The 20,920-nt window shown below is 53.9% G+C and carries 21 protein-coding genes; 9 read left to right on the top strand and 12 right to left on the bottom strand.

The annotated features are described in order from the left end of the window. Positions 1 to 42 precede the first annotated feature (42 nt). Entirely contained in the window at positions 43 to 813 is a 771-nt protein-coding gene (locus ACMGG3_RS20970) for a DeoR/GlpR family DNA-binding transcription regulator (protein WP_414149436.1), read from the bottom strand. A 93-nt stretch (positions 814 to 906) separates the two neighbouring features. Here ACMGG3_RS20970 and ACMGG3_RS20965 point away from each other — a divergent pair, with 93 nt between their 5' ends. Beyond that, a complete protein-coding gene (locus ACMGG3_RS20965; RefSeq protein WP_063156972.1) occupies positions 907 to 1,293 on the top strand; it encodes a VOC family protein in 387 nt (128 codons plus the stop codon). 33 nt (positions 1,294 to 1,326) lie between these two features. On the opposite strand, the gene ACMGG3_RS20960 is transcribed toward ACMGG3_RS20965, so the two are convergent. Continuing rightward, positions 1,327 to 2,721: an MFS transporter gene (locus ACMGG3_RS20960; protein WP_020885339.1), complete on the bottom strand. Its 1,395-nt coding sequence runs from the start codon at positions 2,719 to 2,721 to the stop codon at positions 1,327 to 1,329. Between the two features lie 45 nt (positions 2,722 to 2,766). Then, a complete protein-coding gene (locus tag ACMGG3_RS20955; RefSeq protein ID WP_078774317.1) occupies positions 2,767 to 3,855 on the bottom strand; it encodes a cellulase family glycosylhydrolase in 1,089 nt (362 codons plus the stop codon). A gap of 185 nt (positions 3,856 to 4,040) precedes the next feature. Between ACMGG3_RS20955 and ACMGG3_RS20950 the strand changes: the two genes are divergently transcribed. Next, positions 4,041 to 5,048 (top strand): LacI family DNA-binding transcriptional regulator, encoded by a 1,008-nt coding sequence (locus tag ACMGG3_RS20950; protein WP_414149435.1) that lies wholly within the window; start codon positions 4,041 to 4,043, stop codon positions 5,046 to 5,048. On the opposite strand, the gene ACMGG3_RS20945 is transcribed toward ACMGG3_RS20950, so the two are convergent. Further along, positions 5,034 to 5,459 carry a fosfomycin resistance glutathione transferase FosA2 gene (locus ACMGG3_RS20945; RefSeq protein ID WP_025205684.1) on the bottom strand — a complete coding sequence of 142 codons (426 nt, stop codon included), beginning with the start codon at positions 5,457 to 5,459 and terminating at the stop codon, positions 5,034 to 5,036. The genes ACMGG3_RS20950 and ACMGG3_RS20945 overlap by 15 nt on opposite strands. A gap of 199 nt (positions 5,460 to 5,658) precedes the next feature. Between ACMGG3_RS20945 and trpS the strand changes: the two genes are divergently transcribed. Next, the gene (gene trpS / locus ACMGG3_RS20940) at positions 5,659 to 6,660 is read left to right on the top strand and encodes a tryptophan--tRNA ligase (RefSeq protein ID WP_032679552.1); all 1,002 of its coding nucleotides are present in this window, start codon (positions 5,659 to 5,661) and stop codon (positions 6,658 to 6,660) included. 211 nt (positions 6,661 to 6,871) lie between these two features. Here trpS and ACMGG3_RS20935 read toward each other — a convergent pair whose 3' ends face one another. The 6 genes from ACMGG3_RS20935 to ACMGG3_RS20910 all read right to left on the bottom strand — a co-directional run bounded on the left by ACMGG3_RS20935 (position 6,872) and on the right by ACMGG3_RS20910 (position 14,523). Next, entirely contained in the window at positions 6,872 to 7,822 is a 951-nt protein-coding gene (locus ACMGG3_RS20935) for an aminoimidazole riboside kinase (protein WP_414149434.1), read from the bottom strand. Between the two features lie 108 nt (positions 7,823 to 7,930). Continuing rightward, positions 7,931 to 8,944, bottom strand: coding sequence for an OmpG porin family protein (locus ACMGG3_RS20930; RefSeq protein WP_414149433.1), 1,014 nt, complete (start codon positions 8,942 to 8,944; stop codon positions 7,931 to 7,933). Positions 8,945 to 8,956: 12 nt separating this feature from the next. Next, positions 8,957 to 10,459 carry a family 43 glycosylhydrolase gene (locus tag ACMGG3_RS20925; protein ID WP_414149432.1) on the bottom strand — a complete coding sequence of 501 codons (1,503 nt, stop codon included), beginning with the start codon at positions 10,457 to 10,459 and terminating at the stop codon, positions 8,957 to 8,959. A gap of 14 nt (positions 10,460 to 10,473) precedes the next feature. Then, a complete protein-coding gene (locus tag ACMGG3_RS20920; protein ID WP_414149431.1) occupies positions 10,474 to 11,739 on the bottom strand; it encodes an OmpG porin family protein in 1,266 nt (421 codons plus the stop codon). A 92-nt stretch (positions 11,740 to 11,831) separates the two neighbouring features. Continuing rightward, on the bottom strand, positions 11,832 to 13,265 hold the full coding sequence (locus ACMGG3_RS20915) for a glycoside hydrolase family 32 protein (RefSeq protein WP_414149430.1): 1,434 nt from the start codon (positions 13,263 to 13,265) through the stop codon (positions 11,832 to 11,834). Between the two features lie 19 nt (positions 13,266 to 13,284). Further along, complete coding sequence (locus ACMGG3_RS20910) at positions 13,285 to 14,523, bottom strand: MFS transporter (protein ID WP_149376262.1); 1,239 nt, start codon at positions 14,521 to 14,523, stop codon at positions 13,285 to 13,287. A 241-nt stretch (positions 14,524 to 14,764) separates the two neighbouring features. Between ACMGG3_RS20910 and ACMGG3_RS20905 the strand changes: the two genes are divergently transcribed. The 4 genes from ACMGG3_RS20905 (at position 14,765) to ACMGG3_RS20890 (ending at position 17,686) form a co-directional block, all read left to right on the top strand. Beyond that, positions 14,765 to 15,760 carry a LacI family DNA-binding transcriptional regulator gene (locus tag ACMGG3_RS20905; RefSeq protein WP_414149429.1) on the top strand — a complete coding sequence of 332 codons (996 nt, stop codon included), beginning with the start codon at positions 14,765 to 14,767 and terminating at the stop codon, positions 15,758 to 15,760. A gap of 50 nt (positions 15,761 to 15,810) precedes the next feature. After that, positions 15,811 to 16,383, top strand: a complete 573-nt coding sequence (locus ACMGG3_RS20900; protein WP_032681752.1) for a DUF1349 domain-containing protein — start codon at positions 15,811 to 15,813, stop codon at positions 16,381 to 16,383. A gap of 288 nt (positions 16,384 to 16,671) precedes the next feature. After that, entirely contained in the window at positions 16,672 to 16,929 is a 258-nt protein-coding gene (locus ACMGG3_RS20895) for a YjhX family toxin (protein WP_014168433.1), read from the top strand. Positions 16,930 to 16,939: 10 nt separating this feature from the next. Beyond that, entirely contained in the window at positions 16,940 to 17,686 is a 747-nt protein-coding gene (locus tag ACMGG3_RS20890) for an SAM-dependent methyltransferase (protein WP_262105272.1), read from the top strand. A 95-nt stretch (positions 17,687 to 17,781) separates the two neighbouring features. On the opposite strand, the gene ACMGG3_RS20885 is transcribed toward ACMGG3_RS20890, so the two are convergent. Continuing rightward, positions 17,782 to 18,234 carry a SymE family type I addiction module toxin gene (locus ACMGG3_RS20885; protein WP_074147066.1) on the bottom strand — a complete coding sequence of 151 codons (453 nt, stop codon included), beginning with the start codon at positions 18,232 to 18,234 and terminating at the stop codon, positions 17,782 to 17,784. Between the two features lie 457 nt (positions 18,235 to 18,691). On the opposite strand from ACMGG3_RS20885, the gene ACMGG3_RS20880 reads away from it, so the two are divergent. Both ACMGG3_RS20880 and ACMGG3_RS20875 read left to right on the top strand, forming a co-directional pair. Further along, complete coding sequence (locus ACMGG3_RS20880) at positions 18,692 to 19,705, top strand: HNH endonuclease (protein WP_414149428.1); 1,014 nt, start codon at positions 18,692 to 18,694, stop codon at positions 19,703 to 19,705. After that, a complete protein-coding gene (locus ACMGG3_RS20875; protein WP_414149427.1) occupies positions 19,705 to 20,289 on the top strand; it encodes a class I SAM-dependent methyltransferase in 585 nt (194 codons plus the stop codon). Before ACMGG3_RS20880 ends, ACMGG3_RS20875 begins: the two co-directional genes overlap by 1 nt. 68 nt (positions 20,290 to 20,357) lie before the next feature. On the opposite strand, the gene ACMGG3_RS20870 is transcribed toward ACMGG3_RS20875, so the two are convergent. Beyond that, on the bottom strand, positions 20,358 to 20,654 hold the full coding sequence (locus tag ACMGG3_RS20870; RefSeq protein WP_414149426.1) for a hypothetical protein: 297 nt from the start codon (positions 20,652 to 20,654) through the stop codon (positions 20,358 to 20,360). Positions 20,655 to 20,920: the final 266 nt, after the last annotated feature.

The following is a 20,920-nucleotide window of genomic DNA, read 5'->3' as shown; positions in this document are numbered from 1 at the left end:
CGCTCAAAATCAGAGTGTAGCCTGTTTTACCGGTCAAAGTCCTCAGGCGCACACAATGCGAACATCCTGCGCCGCAAACGCGTCGATAACGTCCTGTTTAATATTCGCGTCCACCACCAGCACATCAATGTCCCGGCTCTTTGCCACGACAAAGCGCGCCACGCCGGGAAGCTTGTCAGCAGTCAACGCCACGATGGTCTGGTTGCTCTGGGCGATCACCGCTTTTTTGAACGCACAGTCGGCAAAATCAAAGCCGGTCAGCCCCATCTCAGGATCCATCGCACAGCCACCGATAAAGGCCTGATCAAAGATAATCCCCTCAAGCTGGCTCGCAGCCGTGGCATCCACCGTCGCGCCGGACGCCCGCTGGATCTGCCCGCCGGTGATGATCACCTCGCACAGCGGATGTTGCAGCAGCGCGGTCGCGATGGCCGGGGAGTTGGTCACCACCGTCACGCTGAGTTCGGCAGGAAGGGCTTTCGCCAGCGCCAGGTTGGTGGTGCCCGTATCCATAAAGATACAGCCACCTGCTTTGATCAGCGTTGCCGCTTTCTGCGCGATTGTGGCTTTTTGTGCACTGTTTTCCTGCTCGCGGCGGCTAAATGTCCCCGCATCCGGCAGCTGAAGTACCGCGCCACCGTAGACCTTTTTACAGAAGCCCTCTTTGCTAAGCTCATGTAAATCACGGCGAATGGTGTGCTCGGAGACCTTCATTTGTGTCGCCAGTTCGGTGCACACCACCCTTCCGCTCTCCTGAAGGATCTGACGGATCAGCGCTTGTCGTTGCTCCGGAAAAGCAGCATAATCGAGCATTGTAAGTCCTTTAAAATAACAAAACCGAGCATCAAAGCGCATAATGTTGCACTGCGCGTGCTCTGTCAATCAGCACTCACCGCGAGGATAACAATGAACATTGCCCATGTTGCACTCTGGACCCGACACCTTGATGCACAGGTACAGTTCTGGGAAACGGTTTTTGGCGGACGCCGTAATGAACGCTATCACAGTAAAAATCGCCCGGGCTTTGCGTCACATTTTATTACCCTGGATGGCGGGCCAACCCTTGAACTGATGACGGTGCCGGACCTGCCCGACGCCCCGGCTCATCCGGAGTTTATTGGCTGGGCACATATCGCCATTCACGTCGGCAGCCAGGCTGAGGTGGACCGTATGGCGGCGCAGGCGCAGTCAAACGGCACCCTGCTCAGCGCCCCCCGCATGACCGGGGATGGGTTTTATGAGGCGGTGATTGCGGACCCGGACGGCAACCGGATTGAGCTCACAGGAGAGTAAAAGACATAACGCCTGCCATGCAGGCGTTAATGTTTAATTCACCGTGGCCGGGCGCGCCAGATTTTCCTCGCCCTCACGTTGCTGCGCTTTCTCGTGCTGACGTTCCGCCAGCAACCGGCAAATCTCCGCATGCTTCTCCTCGGTAAAGGTAAAGCGCGACATAAACCCAAGCCGGATCAGCGAGCCGATGGCGGGCAGCAGACAGATACCAAAGAACAGCCCCGACAGCACGCCGTCACTCTGGGTTTGTGCCTGCGGGACATAGCCGATCATCGTCAGAAATACGCCGATTAACCCACCGCCGACCGCCACCGACATCTTGCCGGTAAAGGTCTGTCCGGAGAAGGTGATCGCCGCACAGCGCTTGTGGGTGTGGTACTCCGCATACTCGATGGTGTCGGCAATCATCGACGAGGTGAGAATGTTGGACATCATCACAAACAGCGTACTCAGGCCAAGCAGGATAAACAGCATCGCCGTCTGTTGATAGCCCACAAACCACATCACCACGCGTACCGCGACATCCAGTCCGCAGAGGATCATAAACAGCTTCCGCTTCTGCATCCTGCGCGTCAGCATCGGGGCGACGAGACACACCACCGCCGCCATAATCCCCATCACGCCGATCGCCATCTGCAGGCTGCCGTCACCCATATTGTTGATAAAGAAGTAGATGTAGAGACCGCCGGCCACGTTATGGAACACGCAGAAGAAGAACGACAGCAGAACGATAAACAGCGGCTTGTTCTGGCGCAGGTTATGGAAAGTGTCACGTATCGTCACCTTTTCCGGACTCGGCGGCACACGCTCCTTAATCTGCATAAAGCCGTTGAGCATCAGCGGCAGGCCGACCAGCATCATCACCAGCGCCGCCATAAAATAGCCTTTGTCGTTGCTGTACTGGGCGAAGAACGCCGCCAGTTTCGGGAAGAAAATGTTGGCGCAGGCGATCCCGGCGTTAACCCCCAGCATGGCCGCCGTCACCGCGCGGGTGCGCTGCCCGGAGTCATTAGTCATCACCGACGACATCGACCAGAACGGGATATCAGAGATGGCGTACAGCGTTCCCCACAGAATGTACGTCACCCCGGCGTAGAGAATTTTGGTGGTCATGTCCGCTTCGATTTTATAGAACGACAGCAGCGTGACGCCGGTAATGAGTAACGGGGCGATCAGCAAAAAGTGGCGAAACTTGCCGAACCGGGTGTTAATGGTGTCCATTATGCTGGCAAATAGCGGGTCGTGAACCGCATCCCACGCGCGGGCAATCAGGAAGATGGTACTCGCCGCCAGCGCCGAAATCCCCAGCACGTCGGTGTAAAAATAGTTAATAAACGAACCCACTAAACCAAAGCTAAAACACTGACCTAATCCATAACCAAAATAAGACCACAACTCGCGAGACGGTATTTTCATTGTCATTGCCATAGTGCGTACCTGGTTGCCCGGCGGCAGACCGCCGGGTCGATATTATTAGCCCTGCGCTTTCGGGGCGATCTTACGGAGCTTCTTCATTAAGGCCATTTCACTGCGCGAGAACGGGATACCGTTCTCCTCAAAGACGTCGTGGAACCAGAGGCGGCAGTAGTCCGTAGACTCCTTCATCACCACCGGCCACGGCAGCCACGTCTGGGTTTTACCGCGCACCAGCCCCCACTGATACGGCGCGACCTTCGCCGTGTACATCAGCGGAAGCTGCTCCTCGAGGGTGCTGCCCACGTGGCGGGCCAGCCATTCGGTGCAGAAGATTGGCCGCCCAAGCGCCTGCAGCTGCTGGATAATCGCGGTCATACGTCCGGTGTTGGTGTAAGCGTGGAAGCTCACCACGTCGGATAGTGCCAGCGCGGTTTGATCCAGCGGATGCTGATAAAACGTCTCGCCCTCCTCTTCCACCGGCAGACGCCACGCGCAGACGGTGAGCGGCTGAGTGGGATCCTCTTCACGCACCCACCGAAACGCCAGCTTCATCAGCTCATGCGCGCAGGTCTCCAGCTTCGCGTCGTATTGCACCTCCTGCGTACCGGTCGCAAAAATGCCGCGGTTGCCCGGCTCGTTATACAGATCCCACAGCAGTACGCGCTCATCGTCGCGGAACTGGCGGATAACGTCGCGGATATAGCGCTCAATCTGCGGCCAGCAGTCGGGATCGCAGACTTTATCGCGCCCCGGGCTCGCTGCCGCCTGGCTGTTGTGCTTGCCCGGCACCGGCGGTTTTTGCGGCCCCAGATACGGTTCATCGCCGGAGAAACCGCAATCGTCCATCAGGGTCAGCATGGTGCTGAACCCGTGGCTGTCGGCCATCGCCAGAAACGCGTCGATGCGCGCCATCAGGCCGTCGCGGTCGTGTTCCCAGACAATAAACGGCAGGTTGATGCGCAGGGTGTTGTAGCCCGCCTCCGCCGCCCAGCCCAGTTCACGATCGATGGTATCGGCATCGAAGGTCTCTTCCTGCCAGATATCGGTCCAGTTCACCGCCGTTGACGGTAAATAGTTAAACCCACACAGCCAGCCTTTTTGCTGATACCACGCCTGTGCCTGCTCCCTGCTCCACTGCTCTTTCATTACGCGTCCTCTTACTGATAATATTTAGCTAATAAATATTAGCTGCGGGATAAATGCGCAATTCATGACGCTCCGAAAAGCGACAGCCTTCACAAAGTTCATGCAGGCGCGAATAAGAAACGTGATCGACGGCGCGTAAGCGAATAGTTAGGGTATGATGCGGTGTCGCGAGAGGGAGAGGACGGATGAAGCGAAAAACAAAAGTCACGATGAACGATATTGCGCGGGCGGCGGGGGTGTCGCAGGCGACGGTATCGCTGGTGCTCAACCAGTCCCGTAACATCAAGCTCAGTGACGAGACCCGCCAGCGGGTGATCGGCGTGGCGACCGAGCTCGGCTACGACCGCCTGCCTGCCATTCACGCCCCGCGCAACCAGGAGGAAATCGCCCTGCTGGTCAGTTCCCTGCAAAGCTTTGATCCGTTTATCGATGCCATCAGCCAGGCGCGGGAAGCCGCATGGCGCAACGAAGCGCTGCTGACGGTGTACGACTACGGTGATGACGTAGAGCTGGCGCTGAACATTATCCGCCAGCTGGAGAAGCGTAACTGCGTGGGGATTATCCTCGCCTCCCCCGTTACCACGCTTGTCGACATGACCGCTTTTCAGGACTGCACCCGCATTCCACTGGTGCTGCTCAATCAGCGCGACCCCGGCTCGCCGCTGCTGCCGTCGTTTATTCCGGACGACTACGCCAACGCCTTCCAGGTGACCAAACACCTGATCGCCTGCGGTGCAACGCGTATCGCTCACATCACCGGAGAGAGCTGGATGGAGGCCTCCCGCCAGCGGCTGGCCGGCTATCAGGCCGCCTTACAGCAGGCCGGTTTAGCCTGTGACGAGAGTCTGGTGCGCCAGACCAACTGGCAGTTCAGCGAATCCTTTACCGCCACCACCTCTCTGCTGGCGCTGGACGAACGCCCGGACGCCATCTTCTGCGCCAGCGACTGGCTGGCGATCGGCTGCTATCAGGCGCTGGCGGTAAACGGCGTGCGCATCCCGCAAGATATGCTGCTGGCAGGCTATGACGACCAGAAGATCTCCGAGCAACTCACCCCACCGCTGACCAGTATCCAGCTCCCCTACAGCGAACTCGGACGGATGGCGGTGGAGTACCTGTGCAATCAGGAAGATGCCGCCACCCATGTGACGCTGGCGGGCAGGCTGAAGGTACGGACATCAAGCCTCGTCTGAGGTGAAGACCATTCCGGCATAGGGTTTCTCCCGGCACGCCGCCAGCCGCGCGGCGAGGCTGCCCACGTGCAGTTCCAGCTTGTGCCCGTCCGGGTCGAGAAAATAGAACGATGCCCCCTCGCTTTTGTTTTGCTTCCAGACGGTAACGCCCGCCTGCTCCAGCTTGTGCGAGAACGGCTCAAAATCTTCCGCCGCAACGGTAAACGCGTAATGGGTATAGTCGCTCTCCTGCGGCGGCACGTAACCGCGCGCCTCGTCATAGGACAGGCAGACCCACAGATCGCCGCAGGTAAGATAGGCCCCGGTATTCCAGCGGGCGTGCAGCGTCAGCCCCAGCAACTCGTGCCAGAAGGTAACGCTTTTTTGCAGGTCGCTGACCGCGAGGGTCAGATGGTTGAGTGATTGCAGCATGACGTGCCCTTTTGTTTTTTGCGCCAGACGTGGTACGGTAACTTCATGAACATAAACCACGCCGTGCTCACCGTAAACCGCTGGTGGCTGCCTTCTTAAAGGCGGCACGGAGTAGTTTTCCCCATTTTCAGATAGCCGCCGAAAGGCGGCTTTCACATTTCTAAGACCCCTTTCGGCACTTGCACATTAAGGAGTCTTTATGAACGTTCAAACCATCCTCACCGGCGACCGCCCAACCGGCCCGCTGCACCTGGGCCATTTCGTCGGTTCGCTGCGCCAGCGCGTGGCGCTTCAGCAGACGCATAACCAGTATGTCTTGATTGCCGATCTGCAGGGGCTGACCGACAACGGCAGCAACCCGCAAAAAATCCGCGACAACATCCCTGAAGTGCTCGCCGACTACCTCGCCGCCGGCATCGACCCGAACCTGACGACACTCTGCCTGCAGTCCGCCCTGCCCGCTCTCGCCGAGCTGACAATGTTGTATATGAACATCGTCACCGTCGCCCGCGTCGAGCGTAACCCGACGGTGAAAAACGAGATTGCGCAGAAAGGCTTTGCCCGCTCGCTGCCGGTCGGTTTTATGGCCTACCCCATCAGCCAGGCGGCGGACATCACTGCGTTCAAAGCCGAGTGCGTCCCCGTCGGCGACGACCAGTTGCCGATGATTGAACAGACCAATGAGATTGTACACAAGATGAACAGCCTGTTGCCTGCCCCGGTGCTGCGCCACTGCAAAGCGATGCTCAGCGACACCGGCCGCCTGCCCGGCATCGACGGCAGCGCCAAGATGTCAAAATCACTGGGCAACACCCTGCACCTTTCTGCCAGTGAAGAGACGATTCACCGTGCGGTCAGCGCCATGTACACCGACCCGAACCACCTGAAGGTGAGCGACCCGGGGCAGATTGAGGGAAACGTGGTGTTTACCTACCTCGACGCGTTTCATCCGGACAAAGCGAAAGTGGCAGCGATGAAGGCGCATTATCAGGCGGGCGGACTGGGTGACCGGGCATGCAAGAACGAGCTGGAGGCGTGCCTGCAGGAGCTGATTGCACCGATGCGGGAACGGAGGGCGATGTACATGCAGGATAAAGGGGAGTTGATGGCGATGCTGAAGCGCGGGACCGAACGGGCGCAAGCGGTGACGCAGGGGACGCTGAAGGAGGTGAAGGTTGGGCTGGGGGTGCCGGTGTTTTGAACTCGCGATTACAGTAGCCTTCTCCTCAGTCGACGCCTGCATCTGTGGCCTTCACAACCAGAACCACCGCACTCTCGCAGCAGTGGCGGCGGTAGTAAGTCTGGAGGGATAGCGTCAGGGGATATCTCTACCGATGCGGCTAGCCGCCCTGCTCAATGGTCTGGACGGCGCTGATATCCAGGATGAGAACTAAAACATGTTCTCACCCTGTTTAGCCCTTTTTCACCTCGTAATCCGGTAGCGAGAATCGAGTGATAAAGGTATTGAGCGCGTTGGTATCAGGTAGCGCGGTCAGCGCCCCTTTGCGCGTTGTCGCGAGGGCACCGCAGGCGCTGGCCTGAGCCATGGACTGGTGGAGTTGTTCAACATTCTGCGGCATCCCGCGATGTGCAATCCAGGCCAGTAACCCTGCGACAAACGCGTCGCCAGCCCCGGTTGTATCAATACTGTTGACGGTATAACCGTCGAAATGAATAACGCTGTCGCGCCACAGCACCATGGCACCTTGCTCACCGTAGGTCACGACTTTGAGTTGCGCGGGCAGAGCATTGAGAGCATTAAGCGCATGGGAAAAATCGTGAGAGCCTGTCATCCAGTGCCATTCTTCTTCCGAGAGTTTAAGAATGTCGGCCTGCGCGGCGAAATGACGCACCGTCTCGAGCATTTCATGCTTATCGGGCCACATTTGCTCTCGTAAATTCACGTCGAAACTCAGTAATCCCCCACGCTGTTTTACATGGTTAATGGCAGTGACGAGCGTATGACGACACGTTTCGGCGACCAGGGCCAGAGAGCAGAAGTGCAGAATATCGTCGCTAAAACCGGGCAGCGCATCGGGTGTTAAAAATTGATCCGCGGAAGGGTTGGTTAAAAAGGTAAATCCACGCTCGCCAGCGCGGCCCAGAGAGACCAATACCGTGCTGGTTCTGTGCTGGTTATCCAACTGCAGACTTTCGGTTGAAACGCCTGCGTCAGACAGCGTTTTCTTCAGAAAATAACCAAAGTCATCCTCACCGACCCGGCCAATAAAACCACTCTGGCAGCCCAGACGCGCAGCGCCAATTGCCACATTGAACGGGGCACCTCCTGCGCAGGCCTGATATTGCATGTCTGAAAGCGGTAGAAGATCCACCACTGCATCGCCAAGAGTCCAGATATTCATGACATTTCCTCAATAATAATTAACTTTTTAAATGCGACCTGCGGGAAGGTCAGTTTTTTAATAGCGCTTAAGCATGAACAGGTACCATGGATTATCCAGGCATACGGGTTAAAAGTTATAATCCAGCATCAGCTTATATTCGGTGGTAACAGCCTCACCGTGGATCACCCAGCTTCCGTCCTGTTTTATCAACGAGCCAGTAACTTCTCCTGACACGGTAAAACGAGAGGTTAACGGATAATTTGCCGATACCTTCAGGAAGCGGTTGCGGGTATTCTGGAAGACTTCGCCATCTTCAGGCTGCGCATTGTATTTCTTATAATGGCCATACCCGCCGCTGAGCGTTGTGGATAATTTCCCCCAGTTGCGCCAGACGCCGACAGACGTGGTCCAGCTTTTTTCGTCAATATCGCCCCACTGCGCCCTGTCTAAAATGGCAGAGGCAAATTGCTGGCGGAACCAGACGCCGGTGGTGTTATTAATAATATATTGCACGCCAGGCTCAATCTGAAATGAACGCACGTCGCGGTCATTTTGCGATCCACCGCTGCGGCGGTGATCGATCTGCTGATACAAATAGTTAAAGAATGAGAAATTGTCCGTAACCCGAAGATCGGTAAAGAACTTAACGCGGCCTTGCCAGCGGTCCTCGATTGAGGCGCTTCCACCCATGACATCCCAGCCATAGCGCAGACGTTTGTAAAAATATTCATGGCCGATGATCAACTGAGTCCACTGGTTTTGGCTGAGGTAAGACTGATCCTCCCACGTCCCGTTATAGTGGGTGGCTCTGCCCTCAGAAAAAGCCAGATACCAACCGGGTAACGCATCGTGTCGCATCACGCCTTGTACAAACGTCAGTGAATCATTCCCGTTGTGGAAATGGCTGTTACGCCAGTTATTGTCTTCAATGGCATATTTCATCTTCAGTTGGCCATGAATGCGGCCACCGGCAGGATTGGAGGAGCGGGCTGAGGTCCACATAACCTCTTCATCCAGATAGGACCACGGGTCCACAGCAACAACCTTTCCCGAGGGGTCCTTCATGATGCTCATGCTCGCATTCGCCAGCGCGGGAAACAGAAGAGCAAAAATAACAGACAGGGCATGATAGTTTTTCATAATAATATCCCGTTAAATCATTTCTTTTATTTTCAACGTCGCGTGAAAATGGTCGTTTTGAGGCAGGCTAATACTCCACGGCTTTTCTTGCATGGAATACATCCGGGTACTGAATGCCGCTTTATTGTTTATATAAAAAACAGCAATTGAGTTTTGAATGAGAACGCGTAACTCAATTTTTTCCCCGATCGGAACATCCACCCAGGATTCCGCGTTAGCCTGATGAATCGACGCGAGCGGCGCGTTGAAAAAATAGACTTTTCCTTTGCTCTTATTGAACACAACGTTCAGCATCGCATCACTGACTCTGTCGTCGGTCAGACCAAAGCTCATCACCATTCCGGCAGAAGGAACATCAATGGTTGCGCTCAACTCACCACGTTCAGGCAAGGCCGGGTACAGCGCCGACTGTAAGGGGCCGAACGACGTGGCCGTTTTAAGCGTTTTAGTGCTCGTTAAGGTGGTCACCGGACCAGGATTCTCACTGATGACCTTCTGAAGCTCCTGGGGCAGGATGCTGTTGAGCTGGCCCTGGTCATCTGCGGTGAGCTCATGAGCAACCAGATTCCCTGCCCAGTCAATATTGCCGCTGTCACGGTTACCGGCTTTCGTCGGGATCCAGCCGAAAACAAACAGGCGATCGTTTTTGAGTACCAGTTTACCCGCGTAAAAACCCGAGCCGTCGACCACATAATTGCCCAGTTTCCGCCACGGCCCCTCCGGATTATCCGCTACCCGGTATTGTGTCAGGCGTAACGGCCATTGGTCGCTAAAGCTGAGATACCAGCGTCCGTTGAAGTAAACCAGTGTCGGGCATTCGAGGTTGGCATTGCTGGTGATGGTGTCGTTATCAAAAAATACGCCGCGATCTTCCCAGTGCGTTAAATCCGTTGAACTGTACCGGGCAATAACCCCACGACCGTTACTGCGCGTAGTAATTAACATCCAGTATTCTTTCTTTTCCTCAACCCAAACGACGTGAGGGTCCCGGAAATCATTACCCCGATAGTTACCGCCGGGTAAAATGGTGTCCTGCGGGTGTTTCACCCAGTGAAGGCGGTCCTTACTGGTCGCGTGCATAATAGACTCAACCGGGAACACATTTTCATTGTGTGCGGTGTACCAGGCATGCCAGGTATCACCGACTTTAATAATCGAACCGGTTCCTAATAACAGTTCAGGATCGTCAACGTCGTTAACGTAGGGGATCACTTCGGAATGGTTCTGATAATCATACAAGTTGGCACTCGACAAGAGATGAAAAGCATGTACCCCCAGATCGCTGCCGCCGCGGACATCATTAAGATAATAAATATCAAATTTGCCATCGTTAAAAACGGGCATGGGGTCGCCCACGAATGAACCGTCAACCCGCGGGAAAAAGCCATTAATATGGGTGATACTTTTATTCTGTAATGTTTCTTTCGAAGGCTGCGACCAGGCAGGGTTATTGCCGAGCGAAAGCGCAAGCAGCGCAAGCAGCGCGACAGATGCCGCAACTATTAATTTTTTCATGCTACACCTGAATGTCAGAAGTTATAATTCACGCCAACCACGGTAAACGGGTTCCATGAGTGACCGGTCGATGTCCAAAGCCCGGTTTCTTTCGTAAATTGTGCTTTGAATTCACCGTATAATCGCACTTCACCAAATACCGGATAACTCAGCGTGCCACCGATAAACTTATACCGACCGTCATAGAAAACTTCGCTGGCATTGCTGGCGTTATCTATTTTGTCCTGGCCAAATCCAACATACAGGGAGGTTAATAATGGATACCAGTTTCGCCAGAGCCCGGCCGTGACTTTCCATTCTTCTTCGACAATATCGCCCCAGCTCTGACGCTCCTGGCGGTTATGATAATAATAGGGTCGCAAATAGAGTCCGAGATCAGGATTCACGCGGTATTGAATGGCTGGCTCAATTTCGAAAATGTACTGCTCCAGATCGCCATTCCCCGGTTCGTTCCCCTGAGGCTGATATTCGCCATACGCATATCCGGCCAGGCTCCATTTGCTGGACAGTCGCAGGTCCTGCCAGACCTTGAACCGGTTTTTCCAGCGTTTCGTTGCCGTTTCGGAGCCGACCATAACTTCCGTACCGATATTCCCTCGCCAGGTTTCGAAAATATGGCCCACAAAAAATTCATTGATGGTATTGGTGCCTTGATAGTCCTGATTACTGAACTGTCCTTTATAACTGTCTTCTCTGGCATTCCAGAAACCGAAATACCAGTTAGGCAATTCATCATGCCTTAAAAAAGCCTGAATGGTGGCGAGCTTAAACTTGCCGCTGTTTTTCTTATTATTGCTCCAGCGAACATCGTCAATTTCTATCTGAGACCCGATGTTTCCATGCAGGCCACCCACTTCCATATTACGACCGATACTGTTCCAGTAAACCGGCGGGTCTTCCTGCCTTAAACGCAACAAACTGACGTCTTCGGGGTTATCCCCTTTAGGACGCTTTTTCACTTCCGCTTTTTTATTCTCCGTTGGTGCCGATAACGTCACGGGCTTTAACGAGGGCATGAGTTCAGGTTTTTGACCTGCAGCAACCGGAGAAGACGAAGCACGAAGGGACGATTGTTCATTGCCGTTATTGGCTGATGATACACTCGTACCGTTGGTGTCTGATTCATCCTGAAAATAGCTTTGATAGTTTCCTGTAACGTCTTCAGCAATGGCAGGAAATGCCGCTAATGTCACCATTAATGCCAGCGTCTGTTTTCCTGGAACAAATATGTTTTTATCTTTCGCGGTAATGCAATTTTGAGGTATTACGCTTTCATCCATTTTGCTCTCTCATTATTCCAGACAATAACATGCCAGCCAAAGACTGGCAGAAATAAAAACTCACCCTGCAAGAAACAGGTCGGAACGGAGAATTATTTATCTAAAGACCAGTATCCCGCATCGTATAATGAGGCCACACCCTGATTTGCAAACAATGAAATATCGCGCTCGCCCGGCTGCGGATAAATACGACTGCTTAAGCAAGCGTCACCATCGTTAACAAAAACTTCCACCGATGAGCGGTCAATAAAAATTCGCAGTGACAGAACGCTGTCCGCTGGTAGCGGAATACTGCGCGTGCCTTCCAGCGAATATTCCGGATAGCGGCGCTCCACCACCAGACGCCCGGCCTGATCGTCGACGTAAATTCTCAGCCCGTCGCCCAACGCGATACCAAACTGTTCAGCCGTCGATGCGCTCAAATCCCATGCCAGCTGAACTTCGACCGCGTCGGCATCTGCCGCGACAAGGACGTTCTGATTGTTCAGGCAGCGGACGGGCGTGGGATAATAGCTGCCACGCAGCGCGGTCACTTCGGCAGCCGGTTTCATTCTCACACGGCCATCGACAAGGCTTAATTCGCGCGGAAGCGAGAGCATTCCGGCCCAGCCATCCTGCTGTTCGGGCATCGGTGATTCCCACATATCCAGCCACCCGATGACAATGCGTCGGCCATCCGGGGTCACGAAACTCTGCGGGGCATAAAAGTCGTGGCCGTGGTCCAGCTCAGTAAATTGTCCGCTGTGGGTGAACGGTTGACCTGGCTGCCAGTCCCCAAGTAAATAGCCACTCTGGAACAGGTTGCGATAGTGATACCCTTCCGCCGCCATGCCCTGCGGCGAGAACATCAGGACACGCTTCTCTCCCAGGGTGAAGAAATCCGGGCATTCCCACATAAAGCCCTTGCCTTCATCAGCCTCGGCGAAAATACCTTCGTCATGCCATTCGCGGAGATCGGTGGAACGGTACAGGCGCACCTGGCCGGTATTTTCCACGCGGGAGCCGACAACCATGTACCAGAACTCACCTTCGCGCCACAACTTCGGATCGCGAAAGTGATGCAGTCCGGGCGGTGTATCAATCACCCTGCCGTGCCGTTCAAAATGGATGCCGTCACGACTGGTCGCCAGACACTGCACCTGGTAGAGGTTGTCGTCTGTGTCCGACGGGCCGTGAAATTTATGTCCGGTGTAGATGAGCGCCAGTGTATCGCCGTCCACCACGGCGGAGCCAGAGAAACAGCCGTCTTTGTCCGCCGGGCCTTCCGGCGCTAGCGCGACGGGCAGATGTTCCCAATGCACCAGATCTTTGCTTCGGGCGTGCCCCCAGTGCATCGGACCCCATTTCGGGGAATAGGGATGGTGTTGATAAAAGGCGTGATACCAGCCGTCAAACCATACCAGGCCATTAGGATCATTCATCCAGCCTGCGCGAGGGGCGAGGTGATAGCGCGGATACCAGCGCGGATTAATCCCGGATTGTGCTTTTTCAAGCACCTGTTCAGCCTGTTCTAATAAGGATGTCATCGTCTTTACTCTCAGTACATTACACAGCGTTTTGCTGCAGAAAAGATGGCTCAGATGAGGATTTAGTTGAGCGCAAAAGGAAAATGGAAATAAACGTGGTGCTGAACACCATGATGCCCATGATCAGATAGGATTGGGCGAAGCCAAATCTCTCATAGCTAAAGCCTGCCAGCGGGGACAAGACGGTGCCAATGATGGAGCTGGTGCAGGCAAATCCCACCAGATAAATGGTGGAGGAGAGACGTTTGTCGAAATTCAGGCTGTTGTATTTAAATATGGCGACTAACAATATTGGCAGTTCGACCGCGTGAAGCAGTTTGGTAATGGAGATAAGCAAGGGGCCTTCCACCAGTCCGGAAGCAATCATGCGCAGCGCCATCACCATTCCTGCGAATATCAGACCATTTTTAGCGCCAATGCGATTAACCAGCCACGGCGCACAAAACATACCCGCGGCCTCGAGAAAGACCTGGAAAGAGTTTAAATAGCCAAACATCTCGTTCCCTTCTCGTAATGTCGGGAACTGTGACGAGAAATAGACCGGGAATTGCTGATCGTATACGCCGTAAATGCAGGTTCCGACCACGAAGAATATCAGCGCCCAGAAGCGCGGCAGAGTCAGCAGACGCAGGGCGTCCTCCAGAGAAACTTTTTTAGCGCCAATTTCGAGTTTCTCCATGCTTGCCGGCGCGGCCACCTTTAAGCGGGCCAGCAGACAGAAGAAGATTAACCCTGAGCATGACGCCACCAGGAAGTTAAGGTCAGGGTTGATATTAAACAGTAACCCGGCAAAAAACGTGGCAACCGCCCAGCCCAGAGACCCCCACATGCGTGCCCGCCCAAACTCAAACGTACTCTGACGCGCAACGCGCTCGGTATAGGACTCCAGAACGCCGATACCGCCATTAAACGTCAGCCCAATAAATAAGCCCCCGAATACGCTGCCCAGCAGAATATTAACGCTCAGCAAGTAGCTAAAAAGCAGATAAGCCGGGCCGGAGAGGATCAACAACGCGGTGATAAACCATAACAAATGTTTGCGCAGACCAAGTCGGTCCTGGATAAAGCCATAACAGACCTGTGCGAAGAGCGCTGAGACGGATAACACGGAAAAAATAATGCCGGTTTCCGATGCCTTTAGCCCCACTTCCTGGTGAAGCCAGATTGAGAGAAGTGAACTTGATGAGGACCAGGTCACAAAGAAAAAGAACAGCAGAGCGCTGAGCAGCATGTAACTTCGAGTAGGCCGTTTTTTCATCTACGTAATCTCGCAAGAAGGATATGCCAAGATGGTAACGTTAACATTTCAGGCGTACACTCGGTTTTGATGTGATACTCGATGTTAATCACAAAAGTTAACGTTAACATTAATGCGTTGAGATCGCGCTCAAACTTTTGAGCGTGACTTGCGTAACCCTGGGTGTCGGTGCCTAGAATAGGACATTCGCATTGGCTCACAACACCTTACCGGGTCGAATGCATTCAGATAATGGAAAGCTATGGCGTCTTTAAAAGATGTGGCCAAACTGGCCAATGTATCGCTCATGACGGTTTCCCGGGTGCTCAATGACCCGAAACGCGTAAAGCCTGAAACCCTGGCCCGGGTGCAGGAGGCGATCCTGCAGTTAAATTACGTGCCTGACCTCTCAGCCCGGCAGGTTCGTCGTGTCGGCTCCCGGAACAAAACCATCGGCGTGCTGGCGCTGGATACCGTCACCACCCCTTTTTCGGTAGAAATCACGCTGTCTATCGAAGAAACCGCACGGGCGTATGGCTGGAACAGCTTCGTGGTGAATATGTTTACCGATGATAACCCTGACGATATTGTCGACCTGCTGCTCGCCCACCGGCCCGGGGGGATCATTTTCACCACCATGGGGCTGCGTGAAGTGAGCATCCCGCCCCGGCTACTGGAGCACCCTTGCGTTCTGGCCAACTGCGAGAACACGGGAGAACCGGTTGCCAGCTATATACCTGACGATGAACAAGGCCAGTATACGGCCGTACAGGCCTTGCTGGCGGCGGGATACAGCCGCCCTCTCTGCCTGCATTTACCTGTCAACCATCTGGCGACGCGTCGCCGCCGTCGGGGGCTGGATCGCGCCTGCCGTGAAGCCGGTATCGATCCTGATACGCTCGAGCACTGCTATATGCAATTCGGCGATGAGCACTACCGGGATATTCCGGAGATGCTGCTGGCGCATATCGTTCAGGGGAAACCGCAATTTGATTCAGTCATCTGTGGTAACGACCGTATTGCCTTCATGGTGTATCAGACGCTATTAACTCAGGGTATCCGAATCCCACAGGATATTGCCGTTCTTGGCTACGATAATCTTGTCGGCATCGGAAATTTGTTTTTACCCCCGCTATCCACGGTCCAGCTGCCGCATTATGAGATTGGGCGCTTAAGTACACTGCACATTATCAATGGCGACACCCACCGGGATAAAGTGCTGGTCGAGAGCCCCTGGCTCAGGCGCGAATCCTGTTGAGCAAGGGAGGCCGCATACCGACGACCTTTTGACAGTCACTAGGGGACATTATGCAAAACGAATTTTACTGGATAAACGAACCTGCCGAATGGCATAGCGAGAACAACACGTTATCGGTCGTGACCGACGACCACACCGATTTCTGGCGCCATACGTGGTACGGATTCGAGCGTTTCTCGGGCCACATCTACGCGACAGACGCGGCAGGTGATTTCACGTTTCAGACAAACATCCGCGCTGATTTCAGCACGCTCTATGACCAGGCGGGGATCATGCTGATGTCGGACGAGCAACACTGGCTCAAGGCCGGGATTGAATACAATGATGGGGCGCCGGCCATTGGCAGCGTACTGACGTTACAGGCCTCCGACTGGGCAACCGGTATCTTCCCGGGTAACCCCCGGGAGTTCTGGCTTCGCCTGACCCGCAAGGGAGACGCGTTGCGGTTACAGTACTCAGCAGACGGGCTGTCGTGGCCTTTGTTGCGTTTATGCCATTTTCCGTTGGGGCCAGTGAAAGTCGGTGTCATGTGCTGCACGCCCGAACGCAGCGGCTTAGCCGTCGAGTTTAGTGATTTCAGTCTCGCTCCGGCCATGGATAAAGCGCTGCACGATCTCAGCTGATTTACATCGCGCCATCCGGTTCTACGATCCGTTGATGGCGCTGCCTGAGCTTCCACCTGGATCACACTTTTCCCACCCGACCATTCCCTTAAAATAAACAGGTGATATTATTCACCCCGTAAATACCTCTCAACTCAACCCGAGGCTTTGATGCTGGAGAATGTCATCATCCGATAATCAGCTCCCCGACCTTTCAGGCCGGACTGATTATCAATGCGCCGAAATCGAATGCGGACACCGCTGTGTGTTTGCACATTTTGCACATGATGATTAAACAGGTTCTTCAGTATGAATTTATCCCGTCAGGAACAACGTACCTTACACGTTCTCGCCAAAGGTGGACGTATTGCGCACGTCCGCGATAGCTCAGGCCGCGTCACCGCCGTTGAATGCTACAGCCGCGAAGGGCTGTTGCTCGCCGACTGCACGCTCGCCGTCTTCAAAAAACTCAAAACCAAAAAGCTGATCAAGTCCGTCAACGGTCAGCCCTACCGCATTAACACGACCGGGCTGAACAGCGTCCGTGCCCAGCCAGATAATCGTTAAGGAGAGGATGATGGATATCCCACGTATTTTTACCGTCAGCGAAAGCGAACACCGCATTCATAACCCGTTCACCCCGGAAAAGTACGCCACGCTGGGCCGCGTGTTACGCATGAAGCCAGGCACGCGCATTCTCGATCTCGGCAGCGGCTCGGGGGAGATGCTCTGCACCTGGGCGCGCGATCACGGCATTACCGGCACCGGCATCGACATGAGCCGACTTTTCACCGAACAAGCAACGCGCCGTGCTGACGAACTCGGCGTCAGCGAGCGCGTGCGCTTTATTCATGACGACGCGGCCGGATACGTCGCAGATGAAAAATGTGATGTGGCGGCCTGCGTTGGCGCCACCTGGATTGCCGGCGGCGTCGCCGGGACAATGGCGCTGCTGGCAAAAAGCCTCCGGCCTGGCGGGATGATACTCATCGGTGAACCCTACTGGCGTCAGGTTCCTGCGAGCGATGAGATCGCCCAGGCCTGCGGCGTCTCGTCCATCGCAGACTTTCTCACCCTGCCCGACCTGGTCGCCTCGTTCGACGCGCAGGGCTATGACCTGGTGGAAATGGTCCTGGCAGATCAGGAAGGCTGGGACAGATACGAAGCGGCGAAATGGATGACCCTGCGTCGCTGGCTGGCGGAAAACCCTGACGATGACTTTGCACAAGAAGTTCGGGCGGAGCTGACAATTGCGCCCAAACGCCACGTCACCTACACACGAGAGTACTTTGGCTGGGGGGTGTTTGCGTTGATTGCCCGATAGCCTGAAACAGGCGGTATAGCCTTAACGACTATACCGCCTTCACGCATCAGGTATTAAGGCGGCTCAGGATAATATGAACGCGGATTCTGTCACGTTTACCCGCGCTTAATCACCGGGATATCGCCCGTATCATTTAACGCCCCTGGAAATGTTTTTAACCACTGAGCAACTTTTTGTTTATTGATATTCACCACACTCATCCCCTCCAGGCATCCCCACAATTCTCTTGTATGCTGCGGCGTGATCACAATACAGTCTTTCATCACCCGGATTTTAACCGGCATACCGCTGATAAACCCTGCCCGGGTTAACCAGTCTCCCCCCAGCGGAAGATATTTATTATCTATCCGGGCATAGAGTTCGCAGCAGGCGGAACTTGCTTCCGGCGTTTCTGCGCGGGGGTGAACAGGCGCGGCACTGGTCTGGTTACCGTGAAGTCGGCGGGTGCTGTTTTTGCGTACCAGCTCGCGGTTTTCAATCATGCCGGTGAAAGCATCTGATTCTGTTTTGCAAACCGTAAACTCTGGCATAAAATTCGGCGCAGCCATTTTCAACTCCTTTTCAGTTGCTTGTGGTTAGCGGTATGGGGGTGTTGCAGCACCTTCATATCGCGTCTCGTTGTAAATAATTCCTGTGAAACTCACTCTGCCGTTCGGCGTTATTTCTGATGCGTATTATACCAGGCTGAATATAAATACAGCGGTTTGGCGTGGGGTAAATTTGGAATTTGCGAGGGGGCTTCAGGAAATAACGGTAGGTATTTTTTAAGTCGAGAAACGACATCGCGTTAACCTGAAATCACCTCAACTCACCTCTTCAATATATTTGTTCATTCGCAAACCTTGCGCTAATGCCGCATCGGTTGCCTCCACACCTTTCTCACATATCTCTCATAAATTCATCAAACCTATAGATTAACGATTTACATCACCCTGATTTTGTTATGTGATCCTGTTACAGGCTTTAGTAACGCCCTGCCCAGCCAACCGTAACAGGACTTCATCGATGGAATTTTATCAGGCCGATCCGACGCTTGAGAACTACTGGCGTGGTGTGATCCTCTTTGGAAGGAACGTCGCATCTTACAAATTTGCGCTGGCGTCAGCGTTGTATGAAGTGGATAAGACGGGCAGCGATTTGATTACGCTCGACCAGCTTGCCGTGCCGTTCAGCCGCTATCTTTGCGAACACCTGAAGCATGCGCCAAAACAGATCACCTCCCGCAGCAGTCAATTTCTGGAAACCTGTCTGAGGTTCAACCGAGGTGAAATCACCCACGCCCAGCTCATTGAAGCGACGGTACGCCTGGGCTTTAATAACGTGATTGATGCCTTTCATTACGTGAACCAGGGCGAGATCGATAAACGTTTTTTCCTTAATGAGCGCAAAACCAACAACGGGATCCGCCTGACGGATAACTTCTTTTTACTGGGAGAACGCCTGCAGTATAAAAACCTCGCCTTTGAAACCAATGCCCGGTGGAACCTGGTGGAACAGGCATGGTCGATGGGGATTTCACGTAATATTGTGGGCGTGGAGTTCGACGAAGATAATCAGCTGTTGTTCACGAAGGTGAACGCGCGGCGCGTAGACATCACCAGCTGTCGCGACAGCCTGAATGGTTACCAGAAAGGACGATGTTTTTACTGCTCTAAACCCATCAGTCTGGTACCGGGAGACGCAGAACTGGCGGACGTCGACCACTTTATTCCCTGGGCTGCCCGCCATGAAGTGAGCAATATTAACGGGGTATGGAACTTAGTGCTGGCCTGTCGGTGCTGTAACCGTGGCGCCGAAGGCAAGTCTGCACGCATTCCCGAGCTCAGGCTCCTACAACGGTTACACACCCGCAATGAGTATTTTATTCAGAGCAAACTGCCGTTACATGAGACGATTGTTCTTCAGACAGGGCAACGCCCTGAAGTACGGAGAAGCTTTCTTCAGCGTAACTGGCAGGCCGCGCTGGACAAACTTATCCATACCTGGAAACCCAACGCGGAAGGCGAGGCTACGTTTTAATGACACTTCACTACTATCAGAACCACGCGCAGGATTTCTTCGATGGCACGGTCAATGTCGATATGACTCCGCTATACGAAGCCTTTACCCAACATCTGGCTCACGGTGCCCGGGTTCTGGATGCGGGCTGCGGTTCAGGCCGGGACGCAAAAGCCTTTCATGAGATGGGTTATCAAGTGGATGCTTTTGATGCCTCTTCCGCGATGGTGGAGCTGGCAAAGCAACATACCGGGTTACCCGTGCAGTTGATGACATTTTCAGAAATCGACGGTAAAGCGCAGTACGATGGGATCTGGTGTTGTGCCTCTTTGTTGCATGTCCCCTCTTCTGAGTTACCTGCGGTGATGCAGAAGCTTGCGGATGCGCTTAAGCCTGGCGGCGTCTGGTACGTGTCCTTTAAGTATGGCAACGGTGAGCGCGTGCAGGGTGAAAGACGGTTTACGGACCTGGATGAAGAGGGATTGCGGAAGTTACTGAGGGCGGTACCGGGAATAGGGATAGCTTCGCTGTGGGCGACTCAGGATAACCGCCCGGACAGGGATGAGACATGGCTGAATGGGGTATTACGAAAAAACGCCTCTTGAACATCAGGCGATGCTAATCGACACGGAGTAAGTTAACTCAGTAATTCATCACTTTGGTCAGCTCAACTTCACCCGTAGCGGCATTGAAGTACAGATAAAAAAATATCCCCTTTTACCTGATCGGGTTTTGACCAGATTTCCTTCTCCCCCAGGCGACGCTTCTCCTTTGTGTATCCCAGCGTTTCGAGATACGTGCGCAACGGTGCAGCTCCGGTAGCCCCTTTAAAGAAGATGCTATTTGAAGGGGCATAGCCATCGCCGGGATGCGCCTCGAAATAGTAGTCGTCCGTGATACGTGGGGCGCTTTCAATATCCTTGTTAGTCAGCGTATGGTAGTGGAAAAATTGAACTGTCCAGAGCATCATAGCTCTGGACATACAATGGGGAAAAATTATCGTAGCTTTTGATAAAAATTATTGCGAACAGTGCGACTAATGTAACTGTTAAGCCCCTGACCAGCCCTTGCAAGCATTTTCATTTGGTCAACCATAACTTGACCTGGGCGAATTGAGTTGTATAAGTACAAAGAGTTATCATGAAATTGTACAGTGATTGAGTCATCCCCCGTCTCAAAACCCACAACTCCTGAATCGCCACCACGATTTTGATACCTTTCCATTTCATATCCTTG

It is taken from the genome of Enterobacter sp. BNK-18 (assembly GCF_047456135.1).
In the GTDB taxonomy this organism is placed as follows: domain Bacteria; phylum Pseudomonadota; class Gammaproteobacteria; order Enterobacterales; family Enterobacteriaceae; genus Enterobacter; species Enterobacter ludwigii.
This window is presented reverse-complemented; position numbering and strand designations above follow the sequence as displayed.

What these genes read in the sequence shown, in the direction of transcription:
- ACMGG3_RS20970 (WP_414149436.1), bottom strand. Translation starts at nt 813, where the DNA reads ATGCTCGATTATGCTGCTTTTCCGGAGCAACGACAAGCGCTGATCCGT.
- ACMGG3_RS20965 (WP_063156972.1), top strand. Translation starts at nt 907, where the DNA reads ATGAACATTGCCCATGTTGCACTCTGGACCCGACACCTTGATGCACAG.
- ACMGG3_RS20960 (WP_020885339.1), bottom strand. Translation starts at nt 2,721, where the DNA reads ATGGCAATGACAATGAAAATACCGTCTCGCGAGTTGTGGTCTTATTTT.
- ACMGG3_RS20955 (WP_078774317.1), bottom strand. Translation starts at nt 3,855, where the DNA reads ATGAAAGAGCAGTGGAGCAGGGAGCAGGCACAGGCGTGGTATCAGCAA.
- ACMGG3_RS20950 (WP_414149435.1), top strand. Translation starts at nt 4,041, where the DNA reads ATGAAGCGAAAAACAAAAGTCACGATGAACGATATTGCGCGGGCGGCG.
- ACMGG3_RS20945 (WP_025205684.1), bottom strand. Translation starts at nt 5,459, where the DNA reads ATGCTGCAATCACTCAACCATCTGACCCTCGCGGTCAGCGACCTGCAA.
- trpS (WP_032679552.1), top strand. Translation starts at nt 5,659, where the DNA reads ATGAACGTTCAAACCATCCTCACCGGCGACCGCCCAACCGGCCCGCTG.
- ACMGG3_RS20935 (WP_414149434.1), bottom strand. Translation starts at nt 7,822, where the DNA reads ATGAATATCTGGACTCTTGGCGATGCAGTGGTGGATCTTCTACCGCTT.
- ACMGG3_RS20930 (WP_414149433.1), bottom strand. Translation starts at nt 8,944, where the DNA reads ATGAAAAACTATCATGCCCTGTCTGTTATTTTTGCTCTTCTGTTTCCC.
- ACMGG3_RS20925 (WP_414149432.1), bottom strand. Translation starts at nt 10,459, where the DNA reads ATGAAAAAATTAATAGTTGCGGCATCTGTCGCGCTGCTTGCGCTGCTT.
- ACMGG3_RS20920 (WP_414149431.1), bottom strand. Translation starts at nt 11,739, where the DNA reads ATGGATGAAAGCGTAATACCTCAAAATTGCATTACCGCGAAAGATAAA.
- ACMGG3_RS20915 (WP_414149430.1), bottom strand. Translation starts at nt 13,265, where the DNA reads ATGACATCCTTATTAGAACAGGCTGAACAGGTGCTTGAAAAAGCACAA.
- ACMGG3_RS20910 (WP_149376262.1), bottom strand. Translation starts at nt 14,523, where the DNA reads ATGAAAAAACGGCCTACTCGAAGTTACATGCTGCTCAGCGCTCTGCTG.
- ACMGG3_RS20905 (WP_414149429.1), top strand. Translation starts at nt 14,765, where the DNA reads ATGGCGTCTTTAAAAGATGTGGCCAAACTGGCCAATGTATCGCTCATG.
- ACMGG3_RS20900 (WP_032681752.1), top strand. Translation starts at nt 15,811, where the DNA reads ATGCAAAACGAATTTTACTGGATAAACGAACCTGCCGAATGGCATAGC.
- ACMGG3_RS20895 (WP_014168433.1), top strand. Translation starts at nt 16,672, where the DNA reads ATGAATTTATCCCGTCAGGAACAACGTACCTTACACGTTCTCGCCAAA.
- ACMGG3_RS20890 (WP_262105272.1), top strand. Translation starts at nt 16,940, where the DNA reads ATGGATATCCCACGTATTTTTACCGTCAGCGAAAGCGAACACCGCATT.
- ACMGG3_RS20885 (WP_074147066.1), bottom strand. Translation starts at nt 18,234, where the DNA reads ATGGCTGCGCCGAATTTTATGCCAGAGTTTACGGTTTGCAAAACAGAA.
- ACMGG3_RS20880 (WP_414149428.1), top strand. Translation starts at nt 18,692, where the DNA reads ATGGAATTTTATCAGGCCGATCCGACGCTTGAGAACTACTGGCGTGGT.
- ACMGG3_RS20875 (WP_414149427.1), top strand. Translation starts at nt 19,705, where the DNA reads ATGACACTTCACTACTATCAGAACCACGCGCAGGATTTCTTCGATGGC.
- ACMGG3_RS20870 (WP_414149426.1), bottom strand. Translation starts at nt 20,654, where the DNA reads ATGATGCTCTGGACAGTTCAATTTTTCCACTACCATACGCTGACTAAC.